The following is a 23517-nucleotide window of genomic DNA, read 5'->3' as shown; positions in this document are numbered from 1 at the left end:
GTGCTGGGCACTCTTGCCGAGGAGGAGGTCGCTCCGCTCGTCGCCGGTGCTCGGTGCTCGGCTTCGTGTCGACCAAGGAGGGCTTCGGTCTCGCGGCGATGGAGGCGCTCGCCGCGGGGGTGCCCGTGGTCGCCCGCGATCTGCCGGTGCTGCGCGAGGTGTTCGGGGACGCGGTCGCGTACGGGGCGGACGTCGAGGGGATCCGGGCGGCGCTCGCGGCGGCCCTCGGCGGGTCGGCACCGCGCGACGGCCGGGCGCTCGCGTTCTCGCACGACTGGCGCGACGTCGCCGCCCGGCACGAGGACCTCTACCGTCGGCACCTCGCGAGCTGATGCGCCGCTCCTTCTCGCGCTGCCTGACGGCGCTCGCCGAGGCGGACCCGGAGCGGATCGTGGTGATCGCCGACGACCGCACCGTCACCGCCGGCGAGCTCGAGGTCGAGAGCACCCGGCTCGCCCGCTCCTACCTGGCACTCGGAGTGGCGCACGACTCGCTCGTCGCGGTGTCGCTCCCCAACACGACCGAGTTCGTCGTGGTCTGCGCGGCGATCTGGAAGGCGGGAGCGACTCCGCAGCCGCTGTCGCAGGATCTCTCGCCGCGCGAGCGGGCGGAGATCGCCGAGCTCGCGCGCCCGGCGCTGACCGTCGGCTTCGCGCTCGACGGAGTGCCGTCGGTGGCCGCCGGGCACCGGCCGGACCCCGCGGTGCCGGACGCTCCGCTGCCGGACGCCGCCGCGTCGTCGTGGAAGGCGCCCGCCTCCTCCGGCAGCACCGGCCGCCCGAAGATCGTGCTCGCCACGGCGCCCGCCGTCATGGATCCCACGCAGCCGGTCGCGGCGTTCCTGCCGCGGGAGGGGGTGCAGCTGGTCGCGGGGCCGCTGACCCACTCCGCCACGTTCACCTACGCGTTCCGCGGGCTGCTGACGGGTCAGCGGCTCGTGATCCTGCCGCGGTTCGACGAGCGGCGGGTGCTCGCGGCGATCCAGGAGCACCGGGTGACCTGGATGCTGCTGGTCCCCACGACGATCCACCGGTTGCTGCGCTGGCCGGGGCGGCGCGACGCCGACGTGTCCTCGCTCGAGACGGTGCTGCACCTGGGCTCGCCGTGCCCGCCGGCCGACAAGCGCGGGCTGATCGACTGGGTCGGGGCGCGGACGGTGATCGAGGTGTACGCGGGGAGCGAGTCGAACGGGCTCACGATGATCCGCGGCGACGAGTGGCTCGAGCGGCCGGGCAGCGTCGCCGGCCGATCGGGGGGACGGAGGTGCGCATCCTCGACGCGGACGGGGCGCCGGTGGGGGCGGGTCCACCCGGCACGATCTGGATGCGGCGCGGCGCGGATCCCGCCTACCGCTACCTCGGGGGGGAGTCGAGGAGGAGCGACGACGGCTGGGACACGCTCGGCGACCTCGGCTCGGTCGACGCCGACGGCTACGTGACCGTGCTCGATCGCGTGGACGACCTCGTGCTGCGCGGTGGGGTGAGCATCCACCCGGCCGAGATCGAGCGGGTGCTGGAGGAGCATCCGGCCGTGCGCGGCGCCGTCGCGTTCGGCGTGCCCGACGAGGATCTGGGGCAGGCGATCGAGGCGGTGGTCGACGTCGACCGCGCCGACGTGAGCGCGGACGAGCTGCTCGCGTTCGCGCGGGAGCGGCTCGGGCGGGCGCGGACGCCGAGGGCCCTGCGCCTGCAGCGGGAGCCGCTGCGCAGCGACGCGGGGAAGGTGAACCGGCGGCGGCTGCGCGAGGGATGAGCGGGGCGCCGCTTTCGCAGAAGTTGCGGTCTCCGCTCGCACTTCCCGCAACTTCTGGAGAACCGAGGCGGCGCGGGGGCGGGCGGGTGCGAGCCGGGCGGCGTTCGTGCTGCATCCGCGCTGCTTCCGCAGAAGTTGCGGTGGTCGCGCGCGCTTCCCGCAACTTCTGAGGAGTGGAGAGGACGGGCGGGGAGTTGCTGAGGTGCAGGCCGGGCGGCGTCCGTGCTGCTTCCGCAGAAGTCGCGGGAGCGGCGCGCGCTCACCGCGACGCGGGGAGAAGGAGGAGGAGTGGGCGGGCCGTCAGTCCCGCGGGCAGTGCAGCTGCGTGCGCTCGCCGGAGCGGTCGATCTCGTGCAGCGCCATCGGCCGGCCGCAGAGCGGGCAGGCGGGGTCCACGGGGGCGACGTACGGCTCCTCCGGGCGGCCGATGCCGACGTGAGCGGGCCCGGTGAAGGAGTAGATCGCGCGGTTGATCCGGTTGTAGAGGCCCGGCTTGCCGTCGAAGGGGTTCATCGGGTTCGGCGTGCGCTCCGGGGAGCCGTCGTTCTTCCTTCGTGCCATAAAGGTTAGTATACGAAGGAAATCGTCCGGCGGCCAGGGATCACGGGGTTCTGCTGTCGAGCGTGCAGACGCCCGGTGGCAGACTCGGGGGATGAGTGCGGCACTGCCGGCGGTGTCCGGCTTCGAGCGTGCGAGCCGCCGGGTCGACGAGGCGGTCGCCTTCTACTCGGACGGGTACCACGGCACGAGGTTCCGGGCGGAGCCGCTGCCCGACTCCTTCTACTTCCGGTACACCGCGCTCGGCGACGAGCGGGTCAGCATCCGCACCTCGACGTTCCGCGGCTCCATCCGCGGCGAGATCGCCCCGGAGGGGGAGTACGTCGTCTCGTGGCTCCAGGCGGGCCGCGGAGTGATGGACGTCGGCCGCGACGAGACGCCGCTGCTGCGCGCGCGTCCGGCCGTGTTCCCCACCGGCCGTCCGTTCGAGTTCGACTTCGGCGAGTACGACCAGCGCCTCGTGCACGTGGACGGACCGTTCCTCGAGGACATCGCGGCGGAGTCGACGGGGGCGGACCCGGCCCCGCTGGTCTTCGATCACCGCGCGGTGCCCCGCTCCGCCGACGTCGGCGCCTGGTGGGACGCGGTGAGCGGCCTCTCCGGGCTGCTCGCCTCGCGCGCGACGGCCCTGCAGCTCGCCGAGGCGGACCGCGCAGTCGCGCTGCGCCTGCTCGCGGCCTTCCCGCACCGCCCCGTCGTCGTGCCGGCCGAGGTGCTCCGACCGCGCAACGCCCATCTCCGGCGGGCGGCCGAGTTCGTGCACGCCTTCGCCTCGTCTCCCGTCTCGCTCGACGACATCGCGTCGTCGGCGGCGCTCACCCCGCGCGCGTTGCAGCTCGCGTTCCGGCGCCACTTCGGCCGCACCCCGCTCGGCTACCTGCGCGACGTCCGGCTCGACCGGGCGCGCGACGAGCTGCTGCACGCGGATCCGGACACGACGACGGTCGCCGCGGTCTCGGCGCGCTGGGGGTTCGTCAATGCGGGCCGCTTCGCCGGGGCGTACGTGCAGCGGTTCGGGGAGTACCCGCTCGAGACGCTGCGCACCGGGCGCTGAGGCGGGTCAGGGCCCGCCGAGCCAGTGGTCGATGCGGTGGTGGTCCGGCGTGAAGCCGTGGTCGACGCCCCAGAGCACGGCCTGGGTGCGGCTGGTCGCGCCGATCTTGCCGTAGACGCTCCGGATGTAGGACTTGACCGTGTTGGGGCTGAGGTAGGTGAGCGCGGCGACGTCGGCGTTGCTCTTGCCCTGCGTGATGAGCGCGAGGATCTCGGACTCGCGGTCGGTGATGCCCTCGTGCCGGCCCGGCCAGTCGAGCCCGGGCGCGGCTCCGGCCCGCTGCGGCGGATCACTGACGACGACCTCGCCCGCGGCGACCCGCTCGAGGGCGGCGACGAGGTCGCGGGCGGGCAGCGTCTTGGAGAGGTAGCCGTGCACTCCCTGCTCGAGCGCGTCGGCGACGAGGGTCGGCGCGAAGTTCCAGGTGTAGACGACGACGTGGCGGGCGCGCGGGTTCCGCACGAGGCCCGCGATCTCGTCGTGGTCCGACTCCGGCTGCGCGAAGGAGTCGTAGAGCACGATGTCGATCGTGTCCGAGAGGGTCGCGTTGGCGTCGATCTCGGCGACGAGGACGCGGTGCCGGTAGTGGTCGAACATGTGGGCGAGGCCGGTGAGCACCACGTCGTAGTCGTCGACGAGCGCGACGGTGAGGGGCGCGGTCCGGGACATGGGTCGGACGCTACCGCACGGTCCTGAGCGCAGACCACACCCCCAGGGGTGTACCGGAGCCTCCCTGCGGGTGTAACTGTTGCCTCAGGCCCCGCGACTGCAGGGCTCCCACGCGGACCCGGTCCGCAGAACGGAAGGTGACCATCGTGATCGGTCTCATCATCAGCATCGTCGTCGTCGGTCTCATCGCCGGAGCGCTGGCGCGGCTCCTCGTCCCCGGACGTCAGAGCATCAGCATCCTCATGACCATCGTGCTCGGCATCGTCGGCTCGTTCGTCGGCGGGTTCCTCGGCTTCCTGATCTTCGGGCAGGCGCCGGCGACGGCTTCCTCCAGCCGGCCGGCATCATCGGCTCGGTCATCGGCGCGATCATCGTGCTGCTCGTCTACACCCGCTTCGCCGGCCGCTCGGGCTCGCGCCGCTGACCCCGCGGGGTCGACTCCGGTCGCGGACGTTTCGGATCGGGCCGTCCGGGGAAGGGGAGGAGTGCACCTTCCCCGGATCCGGCCCGCCGGCTCCGCACCACCGAGAGGAACACCCCGTGGTCGCCATCGCCCCCCTCCGAGAGCGCTTCGACGGAGTCGAGAGGATCGCCGTGCTCCGCGGCGGCGGCCTCGGCGACCTGCTGTTCGCGCTGCCCGCCGTGGACGCGCTGGCCGCCGCCTACCCCGACGCCGAGATCACCCTGCTCGGCACCCCCGCCCACCGGGTCCTGCTCGAGGGCGGGGTGTCGCCCGTCGCCGACGTGGAGGTGCTGCCCGTGGCGCAGGGCGTCCGCGACGGCGAGGGCGAGGACCCGCGGGTCGTCGAGGACTTCACCGCCCGGATGCGCGCACGCCGGTTCGACCTCGCCGTGCAGCTGCACGGCGGCGGTCGCTACTCCAACCCGTTCCTGCAGCGCCTCGGAGCGCGCCACACCGTCGGCTGCCGCACGCCCGACGCGGAGGAGCTCGAGCGCACCATCCCCTACGTCTACTACCAGCACGAGATGCTGCGCGCGCTGGAGGTCGTCGGCCTCGCCGGGGCACCCGCGGTCCGGCTCGAGCCCGAGCTCCACGTCGACGTCGAGCGGCGCGACCGGCTCGCCGCGACCCTGGGCGGTGACGGCCCGCTCGTGCTGATCCACCCGGGAGCGACGGATCCGCGCCGCCGCTGGCCCTCCGACTCGTTCGCCGTGGTCGCCCGGGCCCTGCTCGAGGACGGAGCGCGCGTGCTCGTCGTCGGCGACGACTCCGACGTGCCCGCGGCCGACGCGATCGTCGCGGGGGCGCCCGGCACCGAGTCGTGGGCGGGACGCGTGGAGCTGCGCGACCTCGCTCCGCTGCTCTCGCTCGCCGACCTCGTGCTCGGCAACGACAGCGGACCCCGCCACCTCGCGGCCGCGGTCGGCGCTCCCACCGTCGGCGTCTTCTGGGTGGGCAACGCCATCAACGCCGCCCCGCTGGGCCGGCAGCGCCACCGCGTGCAGCTGAGCTGGACGACGGCGTGCCCCGTCTGCGGTCGCGACGCGACGCAGGTCGGCTGGACGGCTCCGCGCTGCGAGCACGACCCGTCCTTCGTGGCGGACGTGCGGATCGAGGCCGTCCTGGAGGACGTGCGCGAGGTCCTCGCCGCCACCCGCTGAGACGCGAGACGCCACTCCGGTGCGCCTGCGACGATGTGTCGCGGACCGGAGTGGCGTCTCGGGGAAGCGATCCCTAGGGGATCAGGCGGCTCACGGCCAGGACGGCTCCTCCTCGTGCGTGATGACGAGCTCGCGCACCTCGCAGCCCTGCGGCTGGCCGAGGACGAACATGACCGCGTTCGCCACGTTCTCGGGCTCGTTGAGCAGGGCGTCGGGGCCCGGCTTGTACTGCGCGTCGCGGTCGTCGAAGAAGCGCGTCTTCATGCCGGAGGGGATGAGCGTCGTGACGCCGATCTCGCCCTTGGTCTCGGCGGCGAGGGCGCGGGTGAAGCCGAGCACGCCGAACTTCGACGCGCAGTAGGCGGTCGCGTCCGAGACGGCCTTGATCGCGAGCGAGGAGGCGACGGTGACGACGCGTCCGTGCGTCTCGGTCAGGAACGGCAGCGCTGCCCGGACCACCGCGGCGGTGCCGAGGAGGTTGACCGAGATGACGCGCTCCCACTCCTCCGGGTCGACGTCGACGAGGCGGCCGCAGCGGTCGATCCCGGCGGCGGTGACCACGGCGTCGAGTCCGCCGTGCTCGCGGGCGATGTCGACGACGGCCTTCTCGGCCTCGCGGGTCTTCGCGACGTCCACCTGGTAGGCGGCGACGCCCTCCGCCACGCTCGAGACGTCGCGGTCGAGCACGATCGGGGTGCCGCCCGCGGCGGTGACGGCGGCCGCGACGGCGGCACCGAGGCCGGAGGCTCCTCCGGTGATCAGGACGCGGCCGATGGGGGTGGGGGTGAGACTCATGATGTCCTTCTGGGTGACGGTGCGACGGCGCGCGGGTGGCGGGCCGCCGCGGGGCGGGAGTGGTGAGGTCAGCCGACGCGGGCGAGCGCCGCGGCGAGGTGGGTGGTCGAGCGGCCCGGGTGGTACGGCACGGTGAGCACGCGCCCGCCCCACTCGGCGACGGTCGCGGTCTCGGGGAGGGACTCGGCGGAGTAGTCGCCGCCCTTCACCCAGACGTCGGGGCGGATGCGGCGCAGCGCCTCGTCGGGGGTGTCCTCGCCGAAGACGAGCACCGCGTCGACGCACTCGAGCGCGAGCAGCAGATCGACCCGGTCGTCCTCGGGGATGATCGGGCGCGACGCGCCCTTGAGGCGGCGCACCGAGTCGTCGGAGTTGAGGCACACGATCAGGCAGTCGCCCAGCGCCCGGGCCGCCGAGAGCGTGCGGGCGTGGCCCGCGTGCAGCAGGTCGAAGCAGCCGCCCGTCGCGACGACCGTGCCTCCGGAGCCGCGGACGCCTCGGCGACGCGCAGGGCGTCGACTCCGGCGCTGTGCAGCACGGCGGTGTCGGTCGGCGCGGCCAGCGAGGCGACGCCTCCCGCGAGGAGGTAGGCGCCCGCGTCCGCGACGGCGGCGCCCACGGCCTGGGAGGGGGTCGCTCCGCCCGCGAGGGCCACGGCGGCCGACGCGGCGAAGCGGTCGCCCGCTCCGCACGGATCGGTCGGCGGCACGGAGGCGGCAGGGACCACGACGGGCACACCGGCGCCGCGCGAGCGCACCAGAGCCCCGCTGCCGCCCATCGTCACCGCGACGGCGCCGCAGCCCCAGCGCTCGAGCAGGGTCGTGGCGGCCGTCTCGGCGAGGGTGACGCCGCGTCCGCTCGCACCAGAGAACCCGGTCGCCTCGGCGAGGTTCGGAGTCGCGAGCGTCGTGCCCGCGACGGGAGCGGTGCCGCGCGGGTGCGGATCCCACACCAGGGGGACCGCGAGTGCGTCGAGAGCAGCGCGGAGCGACTCGTCCTCGGTGAGGCGGCGGCCGTAGTCGGCGACGACGACGGCGTCGACGTCCTGCAGCGCCGCCAGCATGCCGTCGGTGACGGCGGGGACCGGCGGGCGCTCGCAGCCGCGGTCGAAGCGCACGACGGCCTGCCCCGAGGCGGCGACGCGGGTCTTCACCGGAGTCGGTGCTCCCGACGGCCCGGCGACCACGCGGATCCCGTCCAGCGCCGCGCGCAGCTCCGCCACGTCGGCGTCGGAGTCGTCGGCCAGCGCCGTCACGAGGGTGACGTCGTGACCGTCGCGGGCGAGCATCCGCGCGACGAGCCCGGCACCGCCGGCGCGCACGCCGCGGGTCGAGACGTCGACGACGGGCACCGGCGCGTCGGGACTCAGCCGCTCGGCGGGGCCGGAGAGGTCGACGTCGAGCATCACGTCGCCGACGACGGCGATCCGCAGGCGCGGGCTCACGCGGCGGCTCCCGTGCGGGCGCGGATGCGGTGCTCGAAGGCCCGGCAGAGCGCGTGCACGAGCACGAGCTGCGCCTCCTGCACGTTCGAGCCGTGGCCCTCCAGGGCGATCGCCTCGTCGCACGCGTCGTCAGCGGGTTGGGTCCGTCGCCGGTCAGCGCCCAGGTGCGGGCGCCCGCCGCGCGGGCCGCCTCGGCCGCGTGCAGCAGGTTGGCGCTGCGCCCGCTGGTCGAGAGCAGCACGACCACGTCGCCGGCGCGCGCGTGGGCCGTGACCTGGCGGGCGAAGACGTGGTCGAAGCCGTAGTCGTTGCCGATCGCGGTGAGGCTGGACGTCTCGGCGTGCAGCGAGATCGCCGAGAACGGCACGCGGTCGCCGTCGAAGCGGCCGACGAGCTCGGCCGTCAGGTGCTGCGCCTCGGCCGCCGAGCCGCCGTTGCCGGCCGCGAGCAGCCGGGCACCCGAGTGCAGGCGGTCGGCGAGCTCGACGCCCCAGGCGACGATCTGCTCCGAGTGGCGCTCCAGCTGCGCGACGACGTCGAGCGAGCGGGCGATGTGGTCGTCGACGATCCGCCGGGCGGCGTCCGTCGGGGTGTCCAGCACGGTGTCGATGCTCATCGTCGCGGGGCCGCCTTCCGGGGCTTGGAGGAGTGGGAGGAGAGGGAGGCGCCGGTCAGGACGGCCTCTGCGTCGCCGAGTCCGGCGAGGGTGGTGAGGTACGCGCGCTCGGTGTCCGCGGCGACGCGGTCCCAGGAGTAGCGCGACTCGACGCGCTCGCGACCCGCGGCTCCGTAGGCGCGGGCGCGCTCGGGGTCGGCGATCAGAGCGGCGAGGGCGGCGGCCAGGGCCGCCGGGTCGCGGGGCGGCACGTGCACGCCGGTGACGTCCTCGACGACGGTGTCGATGAGCCCGCCGACCGAGGACGCGACGACCGGCCGGCCGCACGCCATCGCCTCCAGCGGCACGATGCCGAACGGCTCGTACCAGGGGGCGCAGACGACGATGTCGGCCGAGCGGAGCATCGCGGGCATCTCGGTCTGCGAGAGCTGGCCCACGAGGTGGACGCGATCCGCGACTCCGAGGCCCTCGGCGACGCCGTGCAGGCGCTGGTACTCGGGGTCGGCCGCGAGGGCGTCGCCGGAGCCGGAGCCGCCGACGATGACGAGCTCGGCGTCGTGGCCGTCCTGCACCAGACGCGCGAGCGCCTCGATCGCGTGGCCCATGCCCTTGCGGGGCACGAGACGGCCGATGCTCATGAGGCGGAGCGGGCGGGTCTTCTCGGCGACGGGTCCGTCGGGGGAGAAGCGCTCGAGGTCCACTCCGCACGGGACGACCGAGATGCTGCCCGTCGGCACGCCGAGGCCCTTGAGCTCGAACGCCTCGTCCGAGCAGGTGGCGACGACGCCGTCGGCGCGCTGGCCGACGCCCGGCTCGAGCCAGGCGCGCTCCTCCGGGCTCGTGTCGAGTGCGCCCTGCTGGCGGCGCTTGACCACTCCGAGCGCGTGGAACGTGTGGAACACGGGCACGCGGCGGCCGGTCGCGCGCTCCACCCGCTCCGACGCGTCGAGCGCGGCGACCCCGGACATCCAGAAGTGGCTGTGCACGAGGTCGGGGCGGGAGTCGAGCCAGTCGTTCGCGAGGTCGACGGCGAAGTCGCCCATGTAGGGGAGCAGCTCGTCCTTCGACACCTTCGCGGCGGGCCCGGCGTCGATGTGCACCACCTCCACCCCCGAGGTGAAGGGGACGCGCCGGGGGAGGGAGGGGTCGTCTCGCCGGGTGTAGACGGTGACGCGGTGGCCGCGGCGCGCGAGCGCGTCGGCGAGGGCCGCGACGTGCACGTTCTGCCCGCCCGCGTCGACGCCTCCGAGCGTCGCCAGCGGGCTGGCGTGCTCCGAGACCATCGCGATCGCGAGCGGTCGGGTGGTGGTGGTGGTGGTGTGCTTCATCGGGTGCTCCCTCCTCGGGTCCCTGCGGCGGTGAGGGCCCGGCCGGTGCGGCGCGGACGATCGGAGAGGACCTCGTCCCAGTCCCGGTGGAACCGGGCGAGTCCGTAGCGCTCGAGGACGCTCTCGCGGGCGATCGCCCCGGCGGCGGCGGCGCGCTCCGGATCCGCGATCAGCTCGCGAGCGGCGGCGACGAGCTCGTCGAGGTCGTTCGAGACCGCTCCCGCGCCGGGCGGCACGGCGCGGCCCGCCTCGGTCGTCTCGAGCGCGATCACGGGCATGCCCAGGTGCATCGCCTCGAGGAGCGCGAGGCCGAGCGAGGTCCAGCGGAACGGGTGGAGGTAGACGCGGCGGCGGGCGAGCTGCGCGTGCATCTCGCTCGTCCGCACGTCGCCGAGCACGTCGAGCCGGCCCTCCGGGAAGCCGGGCAGCTCGGCCAGGCCCTCGGTCTTCATCCCGAAGACGTCCAGCGGGGCGACCTCGGCGAAGCGGGGCAGCAGATCGGTGCCGGTGACGCGGTTGCGGCGCACCGGCTCGTTGATCACCACACCGAAGTGCGCGAGCTCGCCCGTGTAGAGGGGCCCCGGGTCGTGGATCCCGTGCTCGATCACCGTGGTGGCCGTCGAGCCCGTGTCCCACATCAGCGCGTTGAAGTGCGTGACGTGCACCAGGAGGAGGTCGTCGCGGTCGGCGAGCGGGTGGCGGCTGGTCGGGGCGTCCCCGCGCGGGGTGTTGTGCTCGACGTAGACGGCGGGCACGTCGAGGCCGAGGCGCCGGCCCAGCAGGCGCTCGGCCTCCGCGAGCTCCTCGGGTCGCTGCAGGAGCACGACGTCGATGTCGGCGTCGCGCAGGTCCTCGGGGGCGATCTCGATCGCGTTCGGCCAGTCGCGCCCGCCGGTGCCCAGGCCCCAGCCGTCGCGGGCGTCCGTCGTGGGGAGCAGGTACTCGTGGTCGCCGCGGACGAACGCGTCCGCCCAGCCGCCGTGCACGTGCCAGAGGAGGATCCTCATGCCATCGCCTCCGTCGTGGTCGTGGTGGTGGAGCGCCCGAGGGCGCGGAGTCGCAGGACGGCGGCGACCGCCTCCTCGGCGCTCACCCCCGCCAGACAGGGATGGCCGGGCAGCGGGCAGACCCGGGCGCGGGAGCCGGCGCACGCGGCGCCCTGGTCGCCCAGCAGCTCCACCGGAACGCCGTAGGGCGCCCAGCGGATCGCGGGGACGACGGGGGAGAACAGGCTGACGACCGGAGTGCCGACGGCGGCGGCGAGGTGCGCCGGGCCGGTGTTGCCGCTGACGACGACCTCGGCGCGGCCGAGCACCTCGGCTGCACCGGCGAAGTCGGTCGCGCCGCCCAGGTCGATGCCGCGGGTGCCGGCGACCTCGGCCGTGAGAGCGCGCTCGCCGGGGCCGCCGGTCACCGCGACGGCGAAGCCCTCGTCCGCGAGCAGCTCGACGGCGCGGGCCGCGTTCGCCGCGGGCCAGGCGCGGGCCGGCACCGCCGCTCCGGGGTGCACGACGACGTAGGGGCCGACTCCCTCGAGCGCGGCCGGCAGAGCGCCCTCGCGGCGCACGCGCAGACGGCCGTCGTCGCCCTCGGGCAGTGCGAAGCCGGCGGCCGCGGCGATGGCGAGCGCGCGCTCCGGCTCGGGCTGGTCCTCCTCGAGGGTCTCGCCCGGCACGAGGCGCACGTCGAGCAGGGCACCGGCGAAGTCGACGGAGGCGCCGCTGATCCTCGCGACGCCCGCCAGGCGCAGCAGCAGAGCGAGCGGCAGCGGCGACTGGTGGAAGGAGGTCAGGATGACGGCCTCGTCCGGGGCGAACTCCTCGACGATCGCGTGCAGCTCCGCCACGAGCGCGGCGTCGACCGGTCGCGACGCGTCGCCGATCCACGGGCACCACCAGGTGCGGACGCTCGTCGGGCCGGGCAGCAAGGCCGCGGCGGGCGCGCCCTGGGGGCCCGCGAGCAGCAGCACTTCGGCGTCGGCGGCGATCGCGCGCACGGCGGGGCCGCAGAGGAGCACGTCGCCCGCGCTGTCGAGGCGGGCGACGAGGACGCGGCGGGTCATGCCGTGCCCTCCTCTGACGGGTCCGGCTGCATCGCCAGGAGCAGCTCGACCGCCTCGAGGAGCGTGTCGGCGCGCAGCGTCGCGGCCGCCACCTCCTCGGCCCGGGTGATCGGAGTGGGGACGAGCACGCCCCGCGCACCCGCGTTGGCCGCGGCACCCACGTCGGCGCCGATGTCGCCGATCACGGCGAGGGAGTCGGCGGGCAGCCCGAGTGCCTCGGCGGCGCCCAGCACCATCCCGGGCGCGGGCTTGCGGCAGCCGCAGCCGTCCTCGGGGCCGTGCGGGCAGAGCATCCAGACGTCGAAGCCGCCGAAGAGCTCGTCGACCCGCCGGTTCACCGCGTCGGCCTGCGATCGGTCGATGATGCCGCGAGCGATGCCCGACTGGTTCGTGACGACTCCGATCGACAGCCCTGCCTCGCGCGCGCGCTCGACGGCGTCGAGGGCGGTCGGCATCGGCTCGACCCGGGCGGGGTCGCCGTTGTAGGGCACGTCGACGACGAGCGTGGCATCGCGGTCGAAGAGGATCCCGCGCAGTCGCGGGGTCCGCTCGAGCTCGGCGGTGCCGCGCTGCTCGCTCGGGTGCATCGGGTCGGTCACACCGTTCTCGTACCCTGCTTCTCCTCCTCGTAAACGGTGCCGAGGAGAAGTGGTGCCGCTCGGGCGCGTCGGGATCGGAGTCCGCGCGTCTGAGCCTGCGGGGACGGGGTACGGGACGTCCGACAGGAAGGAGGCGCCGTGCGCGCTCTCACCGAACCGGACGGCACCCCGGAGGTCCTCGCGCTCCGCGCGCTCAAGCTCGGCGACATCCTGGTGGCGGTGCCGGCCCTCAAGGCACTGCGCCGCGGCTTCCCCGAGCATCGGCTGATCCTCGCCACGACGCCCTGGCTCGAGCCGATCGTCGACCTGGTCGAGGGGCTGGACGCTCTGGTGCCCACCCTGCACGGTCTCGACGACCCGCTGCCGATGGCGGCCGGTCGCGTCGAGCTCGGCGTCAACCTGCACGGCAACGGCCCGGAGTCGCGGCTGCGCCTCGCCGAGATCGAGCCCGAGCGCACGCTCGAGTTCCGCGTGCCGGCGCTCGATCCCGACGCGGGCCACGACGACCCGCGCCCGCTCTGGATCGACGGCGAGCTCGAGCGCGCCCGCTGGGCCCGCCTGGTGAACTCGATCGGACTCGACGCCGATCCCGAGGACGTCGCCATCGCGGTCCCCGAGGTCGCGCCCCGCGTCGACGGCGCCGCCGTCGTGCACATCGGCGCCTTCTACGGCTCGCGCGAGTGGCCCGAGGAGCGCTTCGCCGCGGTCGCCCGCTCTCTCGCCGACCAGGGGCACCGCGTCGTCTACACCGGAGGAGCGAACGAGGCCGATCGCGCCCGTCGCGTCGCCGAGCTCGCCGGCACGGGGGAGGTGCTGGCCGGAGAGGTCGACCTGGTCGAGTTCGCCGCCGTCGTGGCGGCCGCCGAGACCCTGGTCACGGTCGACACCGGAGCCGCGCACCTGGCGTCGGCGTACGGCATCCCCTCGGTCGTCATCTTCGGACCGGCGCCGCCCGAGGCCTGGGGCCCGCCCGCGAGCGGACCGCACGTCGTCCTGACCGACGCGTCGCTCCGCAAGGGCGACGTCTTCTCCTCCGAGCCGGACCCGGCCCTCCTGGCCGTGCAGACCGAGGACGTCCTGGACGCCCTCGCCTCGCTGCCCTCGCGTGCCGAGGCGCACCTCAGGCGGACCGCAGGCGCGGAGCCTGCCGGACGGGCGTGACCACGGCGACGCGGGCGCGGGGGGAGCGCGGCTGATGCGATCGCGAGGGGGCGCCGAGGCGGTCGGCGAGCTGCGCGAGGATCCGGCGCTGCAGACGCGAGACCTGCATCTGCGTCGTGCCGAGCGCCTCCGCGATCTGCTGCTGCGTCATCTCCTCGACGAAGCGCATGCGCAGCAGCTCGCGCTGCGCGTCCTCGAGCTCCGCGAGGGCCGTGGCGAGGCCGTGACGGCGGTCGATCGCCGCGAGGTTGTCGTCGTCCCCGCCGAGCGTCTCGCCGAGCCGCACTCCACCCTCGCCACCCGTGCCGACCGTCTCGTCGAGCGAGAGCGGGTGACCCGCCGAGCGCGCGTCGGCGACCTCGGCGGCACCGACCCCGAGCCGCAGCGCGATCTCGTGGTCGGAGGGGTGCCGGCCGAGCTCCTGCGACAGCTCCTCGGCGACGACTCCGGAGCGACGGTGCAGCTCCTGCACGCTGCGCGGCGGGCGGACCATCCAGCCCAGGTCCCTCAGGTGGCGCTTGAGCTCGCCGGTGATCGTGGGCACGGCGAAGGCCGCGAAGCTGTCGCCGCGCTCGGGGGCGAAGCGGCGGGCGCCTTGACCAGGCCCACGTACGCCACCTGGCGCAGGTCCGCCCAGTCGCCGCCGGCGCCGCCTCCGCGCGAGACGCGGCGGGCCATGGCCTCGGCGAGTCCGAGGTGGTCGAGCACGATGCGCTCGCGGATGCGGTCGCCCTCGGCGCCCGTGGCCTCGGCGGCCGCGCGGAAGAGCGAGAGGGTGCGCGCGTCCTTCTCCTCGCGTGCCGGATCCATCGCGGCGGTGGCGCGCGACGTGGCGACATCGAGATCGGTCGTGCTCATCCGAATCCCCTTTCCGGGCGTGCTGGCGCGAGGCCCGGGGCATGGCGGATGCGGTGCGCTCCTCATCGAGCGGCCCCGGAGAAGCGCTCTGCACAGAGCACCACTGCTCCTCGGAGAAGACGAGTCCGTTGACGCGGAGCACTGCTTCGCGATAAAGGGCGTGGGAGCGCGGTCATCCGACCGGACGGCGGAGGATCCCGTCCGTGCGGCAGCGGGACGGGACCCGGAACCGGCGCCCGCGCGGAGTCCGCACCCCCGGGACGCCCCTTGTCCAGCCCGACGGCACTGCGCGCTCCGCGGCTAGAATCGCGGGCGTATGTCTGAGCTCACCCCGCCCTCCGATCGCGCCGCAGCGGCGCACCCGTTCACGACCGCGACCGGGAGCGACGTGCGCGTCCGCTTCTGCCCGTCCCCGACCGGGACACCCCACGTCGGCCTCATCCGCACCGCCCTGTTCAACTGGGCGTACGCGCGGCACACGGGGGGCACGTTCGTCTTCCGCATCGAGGACACCGACGCGGCGCGCGACAGCGAGGAGAGCTACGAGCAGATCGTCGACGCGCTGCGCTGGCTGAAGCTCGACTGGGACGAGGGCGTCGGAGTCGGCGGCCCGCACGGTCCGTACCGCCAGTCGGAGCGCAGCGACGTCTACCTCGATGTGATCCAGCGCCTGCTCGCCTCGGGTCACCTCTACGAGAGCTACTCCACCGCCGAGGAGATCGACGCCCGCAACGAGGCCGCCGGCCGCGCCAAGCAGCACGGCTACGACAACTTCGACCGCGGTCTCACCGAGGAGCAGCGCGCGGCGTTCCGCGCCGAGGGCCGCAGCCCCGCGCTGCGTCTGCGGGTCCCCGACGCCGATCTCTCCTTCGACGACCTGGTGCGGGGCGAGATCACCTTCCCGGCCGGCTCCTTCAGCGACTTCGTGGTCGTGCGCCCCAACGGCCAGCCGCTCTACACGCTGGTGAACCCGGTCGACGACGCGATCATGCAGATCACGCACGTGCTCCGCGGCGAGGACATCCTGCCCTCCACCGCCCGGCAGATCGCGCTGTACCACGCGCTGATCGACATCGGAGTGACCACCTTCGTGCCGCGCTTCGGCCACCTCCCGTACGTGATGGGCGAGGGCAACAAAAAGCTCTCGAAGCGCGACCCCTCCTCGAACCTCTTCCACCACCGCGACCGCGGCTTCATCCCCGAGGGCCTGGTGAACTACCTGGCCCTGCTGGGCTGGTCGCTGACCCACGACCGCGACGTCTTCTCGATCGACGAGATGATCGCCGCGTTCGACGTCGCCGACGTGAACCCCAACCCCGCGCGCTTCGACCTCAAGAAGGCCGAGTCGATCAACGGCGACCACATCCGCCTGCTCGCGGTCGACGACTTCACCGTGCGCACCGTGCCGTACCTGATCGCCGCGGGCGTGCTCGAGGGCGAGCCGACTCCGGCACAGCGCGCCGTGCTCGACGCCGCCGCCCCGCTCGTGCAGGAGCGCATCGGCCTGCTCGGCGAGGCTCCCGGCATGCTCGGCTTCCTCTTCACCACGGCCGACGCGCTGACGTACGACGAGGACGCGCTCAAGGGCCTCCCCGCGAACGCCGGCGCCGTGCTCGCCGCCTCGATCGAGGCGCTGTCCGCGGTGCCGGAGGGGGAGTGGCTGACCGCCTCGATCCAGGCCGCGCTCGCCTCGGCCCTGATCGAGGGCCTCGGGCTCAAGCCCCGCATCGCCTACGGACCCCTGCGCACCGCGATCTCGGGCCGCCGCGTCTCGCCCCCGCTGTTCGAGTCGATGGAGATCCTCGGCAAGGCGGAGTCGCTCGCACGCCTCTCGCGCCTCGCCGGCCGCACCGCCGCCTCCGCCGGACCGGCCTGAGCATGGCCGAGGCGGTGGGAGGCCAGTACGACGTCGTCGTGATCGGCGCGGGCCCGGCCGGTCTGTCGGCCGCGCTCAATCTGGCGCGCGCCCGCCGCAGCGTCCTGCTGCTCGACAGCAACCGTCCGCGGAACGCCGCGACACTGCACTCGCACGGCTTCCTGACGCGCGACGGAGTCTCTCCGCTCGAGCTGCGTCGTCTGGGTCGCGAAGAGGTCGAGAGCTACGAGGCCGCCGAGGTGCACAACGCCCTGGTCACCTCGGTCGAGCGCTCCGGCGGCGAGTTCCTCGTCTCCGCGCGCGGCGTGCGCGGCGCAGCGGACCGCGCCGTCGTGGCCACCGCCGTGGTCGTCGCCGCGGGCCTCAGCGAGAAGCTGCCACGCCTGCCCAGCCTCCGCGCCTACTACGGCACCGCGGTGCACAGCTGCATGGAGTGCGACGGCTACGAGAAGGCGGGGGAGCCCCTCGCCCTGATCGGCGAGACCTCCGACCTCGCCGAGCGCGCCATGCTGCTGTCGCAGTGGAGCACCGACCTGATCGTCTTCACCAACGGCATCGGAGTCGTGAGCGACGCCGACGAGTCCCTGCTCGGCTCGATCGGCATCCGCGTCGAGCGCCGCCCGGTCGCCGACCTCGCGGGCGAGCGCGCGCTCATGACCGGGGTCCTGCTCGAGGACGGCGACGTCATCCCGCGCACCGGCGCTTTCGTCCGCCCGATCTGGGTCCCCGTCCTGGAGTACCTCGACGCCGCCGGCCCCGAGACCGACGGCGACGGCTTCCTCCTCGTGGACGCGGGCGGACGCACCTCGGTGCCCGGCCTCTACGCCGCCGGCGAGGTCACCGCTCCGGGCCCGCAGCAGCTGATCGTGGCCGCCGGCTCCGGCGCGCAGGTCGCCTCGGCCGTCAACCGCGACCTCGTGCGCGCCCGCCTCGGCGAGGCCGCCCCCGAGTCCGAGGCCCACGCGATCCACGAGGCCGGCGTCGATTTGAGCGGCGTGCGCCCGTAGGGTAGTGTTCTTCCTCGGCGCCGGAAGTTCTTCCGATCGCCGCCTGGCCTCCTCCCTCACCTGCGGATGGCCATTGGGGTATGGTGTAATTGGCAACACGGCTGATTCTGGTTCAGTTGTTCTTGGTTCGAGTCCAGGTACCCCAGCAGTTTCTCGGCTCCGCTTCGGCGTGAGCATCCTCGCCGGAGTCATGTGCTGGCTTGCGCGTCCCTCCTGCCGCATGCTGCTGTCGATGCTTTGCGTTCGATCCGCCGGAGCCGTCGTCGATCGCGTCACTCGACGCGGACCGGGGACCTGCAGACCTTCAGAACCCTGTCTGCCGACTCGCCCCGGTCCTCCTCCGCCGGTGGACGCGGAACAGCCTCGACGCTCCGTCCGGGCCCCGATCCGCGACGACTCGCTGCCGACCGGGCACGGAACTGCTGTGTGGAGCACGCCGATCGCGATCCGTCCACTCCGTTCGACGTCTGCGGCGCGTGATTACGCTGGCGCCATGCGGGCTGAGCGGATGCGGAAGTGCGGCGTCGGCGCCCTCGCTCTGACCACCGTTCTCCTGCTCACCGGCTGCTCGGGCGACTCCTTCCGCGCCGATTTCGCGCGGACCTTCGGCAGCGACGAGGCGGTCGCGGATCTCGAGCTCTCGACGGTCGAGGACATGCCGTTCACGGGTGGCGTGAGCGCCGAGGTGGTGGCGCGCGAGAACCTCGCCGACGCGACCTGCGGGCGCTCGCCGACCGACTCAGTGCGTTCGCGTCCGAGCGCCCGGCGGGCGACGTGCGGGTCGTGCTCGACGCCGAGGGGCTCAGCCTCCCTGTGTCGGGCGACTCCGATCTCGCGGACGGGAGGATCGCGGCGGCGCTCGAGCTGCGCGACGACGTGCGGGTGTCGTCCGTCGCGCTGACCGCGGACGACGGCGACGACCGCGTGACCGGGCTGAGCCTGATCCTCGGCGAGGCGGCCACGGCGGGGGACCTCTTCTCGCTCGCCCGGGATGCGCCCGGACTGCTTCCGGACGCGCCGCCGGTGCACGTCAGTGTGCAGAGCGCCAACCGGTCCGCGCTCCTCAGCGGAGAGCCGGGCGCGTGGATCGACGGGGCCGAGGGCACGTGGGCGGCGGTCTCGGCGGCGGTGCCCGTGACCGGGTTCCGGGCGACTCCGGAGCGGCTTGAGGTGAGCCTGGGCAGTGAGGCGGACCTCACTGCGGCGGAGTCGGCGGCCGCGTCGACCGGCGGCCCCGCGGTCGTGTTCTCGACTCCGCTGGTCGCGCTCGGCGATGGCGGCACCGGAGTCGCTGCTCGCTCCGTGCTCGCCGCTCTCGCTCCCGACGTCCTCGCCGACGTCCGCTCGGTCTGGACGGACGACGACCGCCTCCGGCTCGCCGTCGACTCGGCCGATCGGGCCGCGATCGTCGCGGAGGCGGTGTCCGCGGCTCCGGGCTCCGCGGAGTTCGCGACCCTCACGATGAGCGTCGGCGATGCTCGGATTCTCGAGATCGGTGCCGCTCCCCGCTCCCTCGGCACTGCAGTGACCGACGCGTCGGCGCTGCTCGCTGCTCCGGGCGTCACCTCGGTCGCCCGCTCGGACCGGTCCGTGACGGTGACGGCCTCGGGTGACGACGGCGACCTCGAGCGACTGCTCCCTCCGGCCCGGAGCCTCGCACCCGAGGGCGCCCGCGTCTGCGTGCAGCGCGCCGACGGCACCGGCGTCTGCGACACCTCCGCCGGCTGACGGCGCCGAGTCGCGGTCGCTCCGCGCCGATCCCCGCCGCTCGCCGCTCCGCCTCGCGCCGGGGCATGCCACCATGAAGCCGTACATCGCTCAGAGACACGTCTCCGGCGTGTCCCGAGAAGGGGGAATCTCGTTCATGCAATCCGACCTGCTCTGGATCGTCATCGCGGGGGTCGTCGCCGGCGCCCTGCTGCTGCTGGCACTCATCGGCTTCTTCATCTTCCGCGCCTGGTATCAGGTGCCTCAGGCCGACGAGGCGATCGTGATCGTCGGCAAGAAGCAGAAGGGGGATGACGGGCTCACATCCAACATGACCGTCATCACCGGTGGCGGCGCGTTCGTCAACAAGCTGACGCAGCGCTCCGACCGCATCTCGCTGCGGTCGCGGCAGATCAAGATGGAGCCGGTCGCGCAGACCAAGAACGGCGTGACGATCCACCTCGCCGGCGTCGCTCTCGTGAAGATCGGCTCCACGGCCGATCAGGTGCGCGCCGCTGCCGAGCGCTTCGCGTCGCAGGACCAGTCGATCGACGTCTTCACGACCGAGCAGCTCGAGGGCGCCCTCCGCGGCGTCGTCGCGAAGCTCAGCGTCGAGGAGGTCATGCAGGACCGGCAGAAGCTGGGCGACGAGATCGCCGAGGGCATCAAGGGCGACCTGCTCGCGCAGGGACTCGTCCTCGACTCGTTCGCGATCCAGGGGGTCACCGACCGCAACGGCTACATCGAGGCGCTCGGCGCGCAGGAGATCGAGCGCGTCCGCCGCGAGGCCGACGTCGCCCGGATCAACGCGGCGCGCGAGGTCAAGGCGCGCCAGCTCGCGACCGACGAGGCGAACCTGATCGAGCAGACCGCCTACGACAAGAACACCGCCGCCGCGAAGTCCGAGGTCGGCCGCGCCAACGCCGAGGCCGAGCAGGCCGAGAACCTGGCCCGCGCCGAGCGCGAGCAGGCCGTCCTCGTGCAGCGCGCCGAGAACCGCCAGGCCGAGCTCGACGCCGACGTCAAGCGCGTCGCCGACGCCGAGAAGTACCGCCGCCAGACCGAGGCCGACGCCGACGCCTACGGGCGCGCCAAGAAGGCCGAGACCGACCGCCAGGTCGCTCAGCAGGTGTCCGACGCCGAGGCGTACGCCGTTCAGCGCCAGGCCGAGGCCCGTCAGGCGTCCGCCGCGGCCGAGGCGGCTGCCGTGAGCGCCCGCGCCGAGGCGGAGGCTCACGCTCTGCGGGCCAAGGCCGGTGCCGAGGCCGAGGCCCTGCGCGCGAACGCGACCGCCGAGGCAGAGGCGATCCGCGCGAAGGGCGAGGCGAGCGCGGCGGCCATCGCGGCCGAGGCGGAGGCGCTCCGCGAGAACCAGGAGGCGATCCTGGGACGCGAGCTCATCGGGCAGCTGCCCTCGCTCATGTCCGAGTTCGCCAAGGGCTACCAGAACGTCGGCACCGTCACGCTGATCGGCGGCGACACCGCCGGCACGCACATCGCCCGCGAGCAGGCGGCGAGCCTCGCCGCGACCTTCGACAGCGTCAAGTCGGCGACCGGCGTCGACCTGGGGGCGATCCTCCAGGGCCAGGCCTTCGGCCGCGGAGTCGGCGCGGCTACTCAGGGGGCGGGTCAGTCCGACCCGACGGCGGTGCCCTCGACGAACTGACCTCCGATGGCTGGCCGCCCGGCCCGGTGCCCGATGGTGGTGCCGGGTCGGGCGGCCGCGAGAAGTCCGGAAGCTCTCGGACGAGGCGGGAACGCGAAAACCGGACCGTGTCGCTCAGCCAGTGGTCGCGAACCGGCCGGCGAGGGAAGCGCAGGCCCCGGATGGCGACGAGTCAGTGCGGCCGCGGCCGCCCACTGGACGTGGAAAGGTCCCTCCGGCCCGCTCAGGGCCCGGAATGCGTCCACTCGCAGGAGCGGCACCCGACCAGACAGCGTGTCGCCACCCCAGCGTCGAGGGCGCTCTCCCTGTGACCCGCAGACCGCCGTGCGGCGGGTACGACTGATCTGGACGATGTTCTCCCGGCCCCGTTCTGCGCCGATCCGACCCCTCCGGCGCTTTCCGTCGCACGATATTCGCCATGAGCGACCGAGAGTCGATCGATGGCCGACCCGTGACCGAGCAGCAGATCGCGGACTGGGCGGCGCAGGTCGAGCAGGGCTACGACGTCGACGCCCTCCGCGCCCGTGGGCGGGGTCGCCCCGGACCCTCCGGTGCTCGGTCGCGATCGATTCCGAACAGCAGCTCAGCCTGGACAGGAACGGCGTTTCGTGACGGATCGGATCACGCCGGCTCCCTAGGAGGAGCGCTGAATGCCTGCGGCAGCGCGGCACCCCGGCCGAGGCAGTCGCGGTCGGCGCGCGCCCGACTCAAAAGTAGCGCTTCAGATGCTCCCTCAGCGCGTCATCGCACACGTACACGTACGTCCCGCGGATCCCGCGCGTCAGCAGCACCGTGTAGATGTTGCGGACGTACGCCAGCAGATCCTCGTCGGAGTACGTGATCCCCAGCTTCGGGTTGTTCTCGCGGCCCTTCGTGTCGTGGTAGTTCGAGCGGTCGAAGACGACCCGCTGCGCGACCGGATCGAAGCGCAGGTCGCGTCCGATGATCACGCCGGCGAAGTTCAGGTCGTAGCCCTGCACCGTGTGGATGGAGCCGACCTCGTCGATCGCGCCGGGCGAGTTGATCCAGTCGCGCTGCGTCTGGTTCCACCGCAGTGAGAGGCCGTCGATCTCGATGTCGAACGCGTCCTTCTGCTTCTTGGTGATCCACTTCCATGCGTACCCGGCCACGAGGCGCGCGAGGCCGTGCTCCTGTTCTCGGAGCAGCAGCTCCCGGCGCAGCTCGTGCACGTCGTCGAAGAAGCGCAGGTCGTAGCCGTCGAATTCCTCGCGCAGCGGAGGCGGGTCGTCCGACAGGACCGACCTCACGTACCCGACGTAGTCCTTGTCCGCCGCGATGCGCATTTGCGAGCGGAGCGGGTACATGCGGCTGCCCGCGGAGGCCTCCGCGAGGAGGCCCCGCGTCACCGCGGCCGGGAGGTCCATCGGACGGACCGTCTGGGCGGTGTCGAGCATCAGGATCACGTGCCTGCTCTGCGCCCGGATCCAGTCGAGCTGCGTGTACTCGAGCCCGTCCTCGCCGAAGAGCGTTCGGTTGACGTCGGCGAACGTCTTGTTCAGGGGGCCGGAGGGCTGGTTCGCCCGCTGGCTCAGGCGGTGCGCCTCGTCGACGAGGAGGAGGTCGAAGGGCTCGGCGCTCTTCCCCACCTGGAAGGGCGTGAGCACCAGATTCTTCGACAGCCCCGGCGTGAGAGTGAAGACCCGCGCGATCGACCCCCGCAGCGACTGCTGTGGAACCACCAGTCCGATGCGGAGCGTCGACAGCAGTTCTCTGTGCCCCGGCGTGAAGAAGTCGCTGAAGACGGAGTCGCTGTCCAGCGGCTCCTCCGGATCGTGCCGGCGGATGTCCTGGAGCAATTTCATCAGGTAGATCGCGACGACGGTCTTGCCGGTTCCGGGATCCCCCCGTACGACGACGGTGCTCCGCTCGCCCGACTCGAGGTCGGCGAAGAGGCCCTCGAGGATGTCCTCGACGGCGATCGCCTGATCGTGGTTGAGCGCCTTGAACGGCGACAGCTTGAAGAGGTCGCTGTTGATGATCTCCGGGAGCGTCCGCTGGAAGAGGTGCTCCTGGGTCCGCAGGACCTCGAACACCTCGTCGAACGTCCGGCGGTAGGAGTCGCGATCGAAGTAGTCGGCGTCGGTGACGCCCGCGTTGTGGTTCAGCACCTGCAGACGGCCCTCGCCCGACAGCATCCGCAGGAGGAAGGACTCGAGATCGAGGCACGCGGACTTGTTGAAGGTCTCGTCCAGGACGACCCGCACGCGCTCGAGCCGGCTCTTCTCGGGGGAGTCGAGATGCTGGCGGAGGCGTCCTTCCGCGTTGAGGGATTCGCCCACATAGACCTCGGCCGCACTGTCCAGCACGTACACGACCGGCCAGTTGCGGTGCCGCGGGTCGGCTGCTCCCCACGCGCGCACCTGGTCGGAGTCGAAGGGCAGGTGCTCGAGGCTAAAGCCGGTCATACTTCTCGCTCCGTCCGCGAGCCTTGTCGACGGGGTACTTCTCGCGGGTCTTCCGGAGCTTGGCGAGGACGATCTCGTCCGCATCGACTCCGAGCCGGTCGGCGAGCAGGAGGCAGTACGTCAGCACGTCCGCGAGCTCGTCGACCGCCGAGGGCAGGTCGCCCTCGCCCCACTGGAAGCACTCGAGCAGCTCGCCCGACTCGATGCTGATGCTCTTCGCGAGGTTCTCCGGCGTGTGGAACTGAGCCCAGTCGCGCTCCTCGACGAACGAGCGGAGGGCATCGAGGACGTCGTCACCGGGCATGGCTGCCAACCT

The 23517-nt window shown here is 73.4% G+C and carries 21 protein-coding genes, 1 tRNA gene and 3 pseudogenes; 12 read left to right on the top strand and 13 right to left on the bottom strand.

What is annotated here, in order from left to right; genetic code table 11:
* Positions 1–53 precede the first annotated feature (53 nt).
* From B0T42_RS21155 to B0T42_RS07135, 3 genes are read left to right on the top strand one after another with little or no spacing between them, the layout of a single operon-like run.
* Positions 54–332, top strand: a complete 279-nt coding sequence (locus B0T42_RS21155; protein ID WP_236720169.1) for a glycosyltransferase — start codon at positions 54–56, stop codon at positions 330–332.
* On the top strand, positions 332–1438 hold the full coding sequence (locus B0T42_RS21150; protein WP_077222543.1) for an AMP-binding protein: 1107 nt from the start codon (positions 332–334) through the stop codon (positions 1436–1438). The genes B0T42_RS21155 and B0T42_RS21150 overlap by 1 nt, the downstream gene beginning before the upstream one ends.
* On the top strand, positions 1435–1752 hold the full coding sequence (locus tag B0T42_RS07135) for an AMP-binding enzyme (protein ID WP_077222555.1): 318 nt from the start codon (positions 1435–1437) through the stop codon (positions 1750–1752). Before B0T42_RS21150 ends, B0T42_RS07135 begins: the two co-directional genes overlap by 4 nt.
* A gap of 300 nt (positions 1753–2052) precedes the next feature.
* Here the strand turns inward: B0T42_RS07135 and B0T42_RS07130 are convergent, their stop codons facing one another.
* A complete protein-coding gene (locus tag B0T42_RS07130) occupies positions 2053–2313 on the bottom strand; it encodes a hypothetical protein (protein ID WP_236720168.1) in 261 nt (86 codons plus the stop codon).
* A gap of 91 nt (positions 2314–2404) precedes the next feature.
* On the opposite strand from B0T42_RS07130, the gene B0T42_RS07125 reads away from it, so the two are divergent.
* Positions 2405–3364 carry an AraC family transcriptional regulator gene (locus B0T42_RS07125; RefSeq protein ID WP_077222542.1) on the top strand — a complete coding sequence of 320 codons (960 nt, stop codon included), beginning with the start codon at positions 2405–2407 and terminating at the stop codon, positions 3362–3364.
* Positions 3365–3370: 6 nt separating this feature from the next.
* On the opposite strand, the gene B0T42_RS07120 is transcribed toward B0T42_RS07125, so the two are convergent.
* Positions 3371–4033: a response regulator transcription factor gene (locus B0T42_RS07120; RefSeq protein WP_077222541.1), complete on the bottom strand. Its 663-nt coding sequence runs from the start codon at positions 4031–4033 to the stop codon at positions 3371–3373.
* Between the two features lie 146 nt (positions 4034–4179).
* On the opposite strand from B0T42_RS07120, the pseudogene B0T42_RS21145 reads away from it, so the two are divergent.
* Together B0T42_RS21145 and B0T42_RS07110 are read left to right on the top strand one after the other, a co-directional pair.
* Positions 4180–4457, top strand: a pseudogene (locus tag B0T42_RS21145) (GlsB/YeaQ/YmgE family stress response membrane protein).
* A 116-nt stretch (positions 4458–4573) separates the two neighbouring features.
* On the top strand, positions 4574–5656 hold the full coding sequence (locus B0T42_RS07110) for a glycosyltransferase family 9 protein (RefSeq protein WP_094742699.1): 1083 nt from the start codon (positions 4574–4576) through the stop codon (positions 5654–5656).
* A 90-nt stretch (positions 5657–5746) separates the two neighbouring features.
* Here the strand turns inward: B0T42_RS07110 and B0T42_RS07105 are convergent, their stop codons facing one another.
* The 7 genes and pseudogenes from B0T42_RS07105 to B0T42_RS07075 all read right to left on the bottom strand — a co-directional run bounded on the left by B0T42_RS07105 (position 5747) and on the right by B0T42_RS07075 (position 12500).
* On the bottom strand, positions 5747–6451 hold the full coding sequence (locus B0T42_RS07105) for an SDR family oxidoreductase (RefSeq protein ID WP_055793508.1): 705 nt from the start codon (positions 6449–6451) through the stop codon (positions 5747–5749).
* Positions 6452–6519: 68 nt separating this feature from the next.
* A pseudogene (locus B0T42_RS07100) lies at positions 6520–7883 on the bottom strand (PfkB family carbohydrate kinase).
* Positions 7884–8070: 187 nt separating this feature from the next.
* Positions 8071–8511: pseudogene (locus B0T42_RS07095) on the bottom strand (D-sedoheptulose-7-phosphate isomerase); the annotation flags it as partial.
* Entirely contained in the window at positions 8508–9839 is a 1332-nt protein-coding gene (locus B0T42_RS07090; RefSeq protein ID WP_077222540.1) for a glycosyltransferase, read from the bottom strand. The pseudogene B0T42_RS07095 and the gene B0T42_RS07090, both read right to left, overlap by 4 nt.
* Complete coding sequence (locus tag B0T42_RS07085) at positions 9836–10846, bottom strand: glycosyltransferase (RefSeq protein ID WP_077222539.1); 1011 nt, start codon at positions 10844–10846, stop codon at positions 9836–9838. Before B0T42_RS07085 ends, B0T42_RS07090 begins: the two co-directional genes overlap by 4 nt.
* The gene (locus B0T42_RS07080; protein WP_077222538.1) at positions 10843–11901 is read right to left on the bottom strand and encodes a glycosyltransferase family 9 protein; all 1059 of its coding nucleotides are present in this window, start codon (positions 11899–11901) and stop codon (positions 10843–10845) included. Before B0T42_RS07080 ends, B0T42_RS07085 begins: the two co-directional genes overlap by 4 nt.
* Complete coding sequence (locus B0T42_RS07075) at positions 11898–12500, bottom strand: HAD family hydrolase (protein WP_342418217.1); 603 nt, start codon at positions 12498–12500, stop codon at positions 11898–11900. The genes B0T42_RS07080 and B0T42_RS07075 overlap by 4 nt, the downstream gene beginning before the upstream one ends.
* 138 nt (positions 12501–12638) lie before the next feature.
* On the opposite strand from B0T42_RS07075, the gene B0T42_RS07070 reads away from it, so the two are divergent.
* The gene (locus B0T42_RS07070; protein WP_077222537.1) at positions 12639–13661 is read left to right on the top strand and encodes a glycosyltransferase family 9 protein; all 1023 of its coding nucleotides are present in this window, start codon (positions 12639–12641) and stop codon (positions 13659–13661) included.
* On the opposite strand, the gene B0T42_RS21135 is transcribed toward B0T42_RS07070, so the two are convergent.
* Positions 13621–14205: a sigma-70 family RNA polymerase sigma factor gene (locus B0T42_RS21135; protein WP_236720166.1), complete on the bottom strand. Its 585-nt coding sequence runs from the start codon at positions 14203–14205 to the stop codon at positions 13621–13623. The two genes, B0T42_RS07070 and B0T42_RS21135, sit on opposite strands and share 41 nt — an antisense overlap.
* Positions 14169–14519, bottom strand: coding sequence for a hypothetical protein (locus B0T42_RS21130; RefSeq protein WP_236720165.1), 351 nt, complete (start codon positions 14517–14519; stop codon positions 14169–14171). Before B0T42_RS21130 ends, B0T42_RS21135 begins: the two co-directional genes overlap by 37 nt.
* A gap of 316 nt (positions 14520–14835) precedes the next feature.
* Here B0T42_RS21130 and gltX point away from each other — a divergent pair, with 316 nt between their 5' ends.
* The 5 genes from gltX to B0T42_RS07035 all read left to right on the top strand — a co-directional run bounded on the left by gltX (position 14836) and on the right by B0T42_RS07035 (position 20775).
* On the top strand, positions 14836–16395 hold the full coding sequence (gene gltX / locus B0T42_RS07060) for a glutamate--tRNA ligase (RefSeq protein WP_077222535.1): 1560 nt from the start codon (positions 14836–14838) through the stop codon (positions 16393–16395).
* 2 nt (positions 16396–16397) lie between these two features.
* Positions 16398–17402, top strand: a complete 1005-nt coding sequence (locus tag B0T42_RS07055; RefSeq protein ID WP_077222534.1) for an NAD(P)/FAD-dependent oxidoreductase — start codon at positions 16398–16400, stop codon at positions 17400–17402.
* Between the two features lie 74 nt (positions 17403–17476).
* Positions 17477–17548: transfer RNA gene (locus tag B0T42_RS07050), tRNA-Gln, on the top strand.
* Positions 17549–18185: 637 nt separating this feature from the next.
* On the top strand, positions 18186–19130 hold the full coding sequence (locus B0T42_RS07040) for a hypothetical protein (RefSeq protein WP_139344437.1): 945 nt from the start codon (positions 18186–18188) through the stop codon (positions 19128–19130).
* A 136-nt stretch (positions 19131–19266) separates the two neighbouring features.
* Positions 19267–20775, top strand: a complete 1509-nt coding sequence (locus B0T42_RS07035; RefSeq protein ID WP_077222531.1) for an SPFH domain-containing protein — start codon at positions 19267–19269, stop codon at positions 20773–20775.
* A gap of 707 nt (positions 20776–21482) precedes the next feature.
* Here the strand turns inward: B0T42_RS07035 and B0T42_RS07030 are convergent.
* Positions 21483–23201, bottom strand: coding sequence for a DUF2075 domain-containing protein (locus tag B0T42_RS07030; protein ID WP_077222530.1), 1719 nt, complete (start codon positions 23199–23201; stop codon positions 21483–21485).
* A complete protein-coding gene (locus B0T42_RS07025; RefSeq protein WP_077222529.1) occupies positions 23188–23505 on the bottom strand; it encodes a nucleotide pyrophosphohydrolase in 318 nt (105 codons plus the stop codon). Before B0T42_RS07025 ends, B0T42_RS07030 begins: the two co-directional genes overlap by 14 nt.
* Positions 23506–23517 lie beyond the last annotated feature (12 nt).

The sequence above is a fragment of the Rathayibacter rhapontici genome (assembly GCF_001995175.1).
GTDB lineage: Bacteria > Actinomycetota > Actinomycetes > Actinomycetales > Microbacteriaceae > Rathayibacter.
Note: the sequence above shows the minus strand (reverse complement) of the source record. Positions and strands in the feature narration are given on the sequence as shown.

Excerpts from the sequence above, each read along its gene's own strand:
- B0T42_RS07085 (WP_077222539.1), bottom strand. The coding sequence starts at position 10,846 with ATGAGGATCCTCCTCTGGCACGTGCACGGCGGCTGGGCGGACGCGTTC.
- B0T42_RS07055 (WP_077222534.1), top strand. The coding sequence starts at position 16,398 with ATGGCCGAGGCGGTGGGAGGCCAGTACGACGTCGTCGTGATCGGCGCG.
- B0T42_RS07090 (WP_077222540.1), bottom strand. The coding sequence starts at position 9,839 with ATGAAGCACACCACCACCACCACCACCCGACCGCTCGCGATCGCGATG.
- B0T42_RS21130 (WP_236720165.1), bottom strand. The coding sequence starts at position 14,519 with ATGAGCACGACCGATCTCGATGTCGCCACGTCGCGCGCCACCGCCGCG.
- B0T42_RS21150 (WP_077222543.1), top strand. The coding sequence starts at position 332 with ATGCGCCGCTCCTTCTCGCGCTGCCTGACGGCGCTCGCCGAGGCGGAC.
- gltX (WP_077222535.1), top strand. The coding sequence starts at position 14,836 with ATGTCTGAGCTCACCCCGCCCTCCGATCGCGCCGCAGCGGCGCACCCG.
- B0T42_RS07030 (WP_077222530.1), bottom strand. The coding sequence starts at position 23,201 with ATGACCGGCTTTAGCCTCGAGCACCTGCCCTTCGACTCCGACCAGGTG.
- B0T42_RS07120 (WP_077222541.1), bottom strand. The coding sequence starts at position 4,033 with ATGTCCCGGACCGCGCCCCTCACCGTCGCGCTCGTCGACGACTACGAC.
- B0T42_RS07130 (WP_236720168.1), bottom strand. The coding sequence starts at position 2,313 with ATGGCACGAAGGAAGAACGACGGCTCCCCGGAGCGCACGCCGAACCCG.
- B0T42_RS07025 (WP_077222529.1), bottom strand. The coding sequence starts at position 23,505 with ATGCCCGGTGACGACGTCCTCGATGCCCTCCGCTCGTTCGTCGAGGAG.
- B0T42_RS07080 (WP_077222538.1), bottom strand. The coding sequence starts at position 11,901 with ATGACCCGCCGCGTCCTCGTCGCCCGCCTCGACAGCGCGGGCGACGTG.
- B0T42_RS07105 (WP_055793508.1), bottom strand. The coding sequence starts at position 6,451 with ATGAGTCTCACCCCCACCCCCATCGGCCGCGTCCTGATCACCGGAGGA.
- B0T42_RS07035 (WP_077222531.1), top strand. The coding sequence starts at position 19,267 with ATGCAATCCGACCTGCTCTGGATCGTCATCGCGGGGGTCGTCGCCGGC.
- B0T42_RS07125 (WP_077222542.1), top strand. The coding sequence starts at position 2,405 with ATGAGTGCGGCACTGCCGGCGGTGTCCGGCTTCGAGCGTGCGAGCCGC.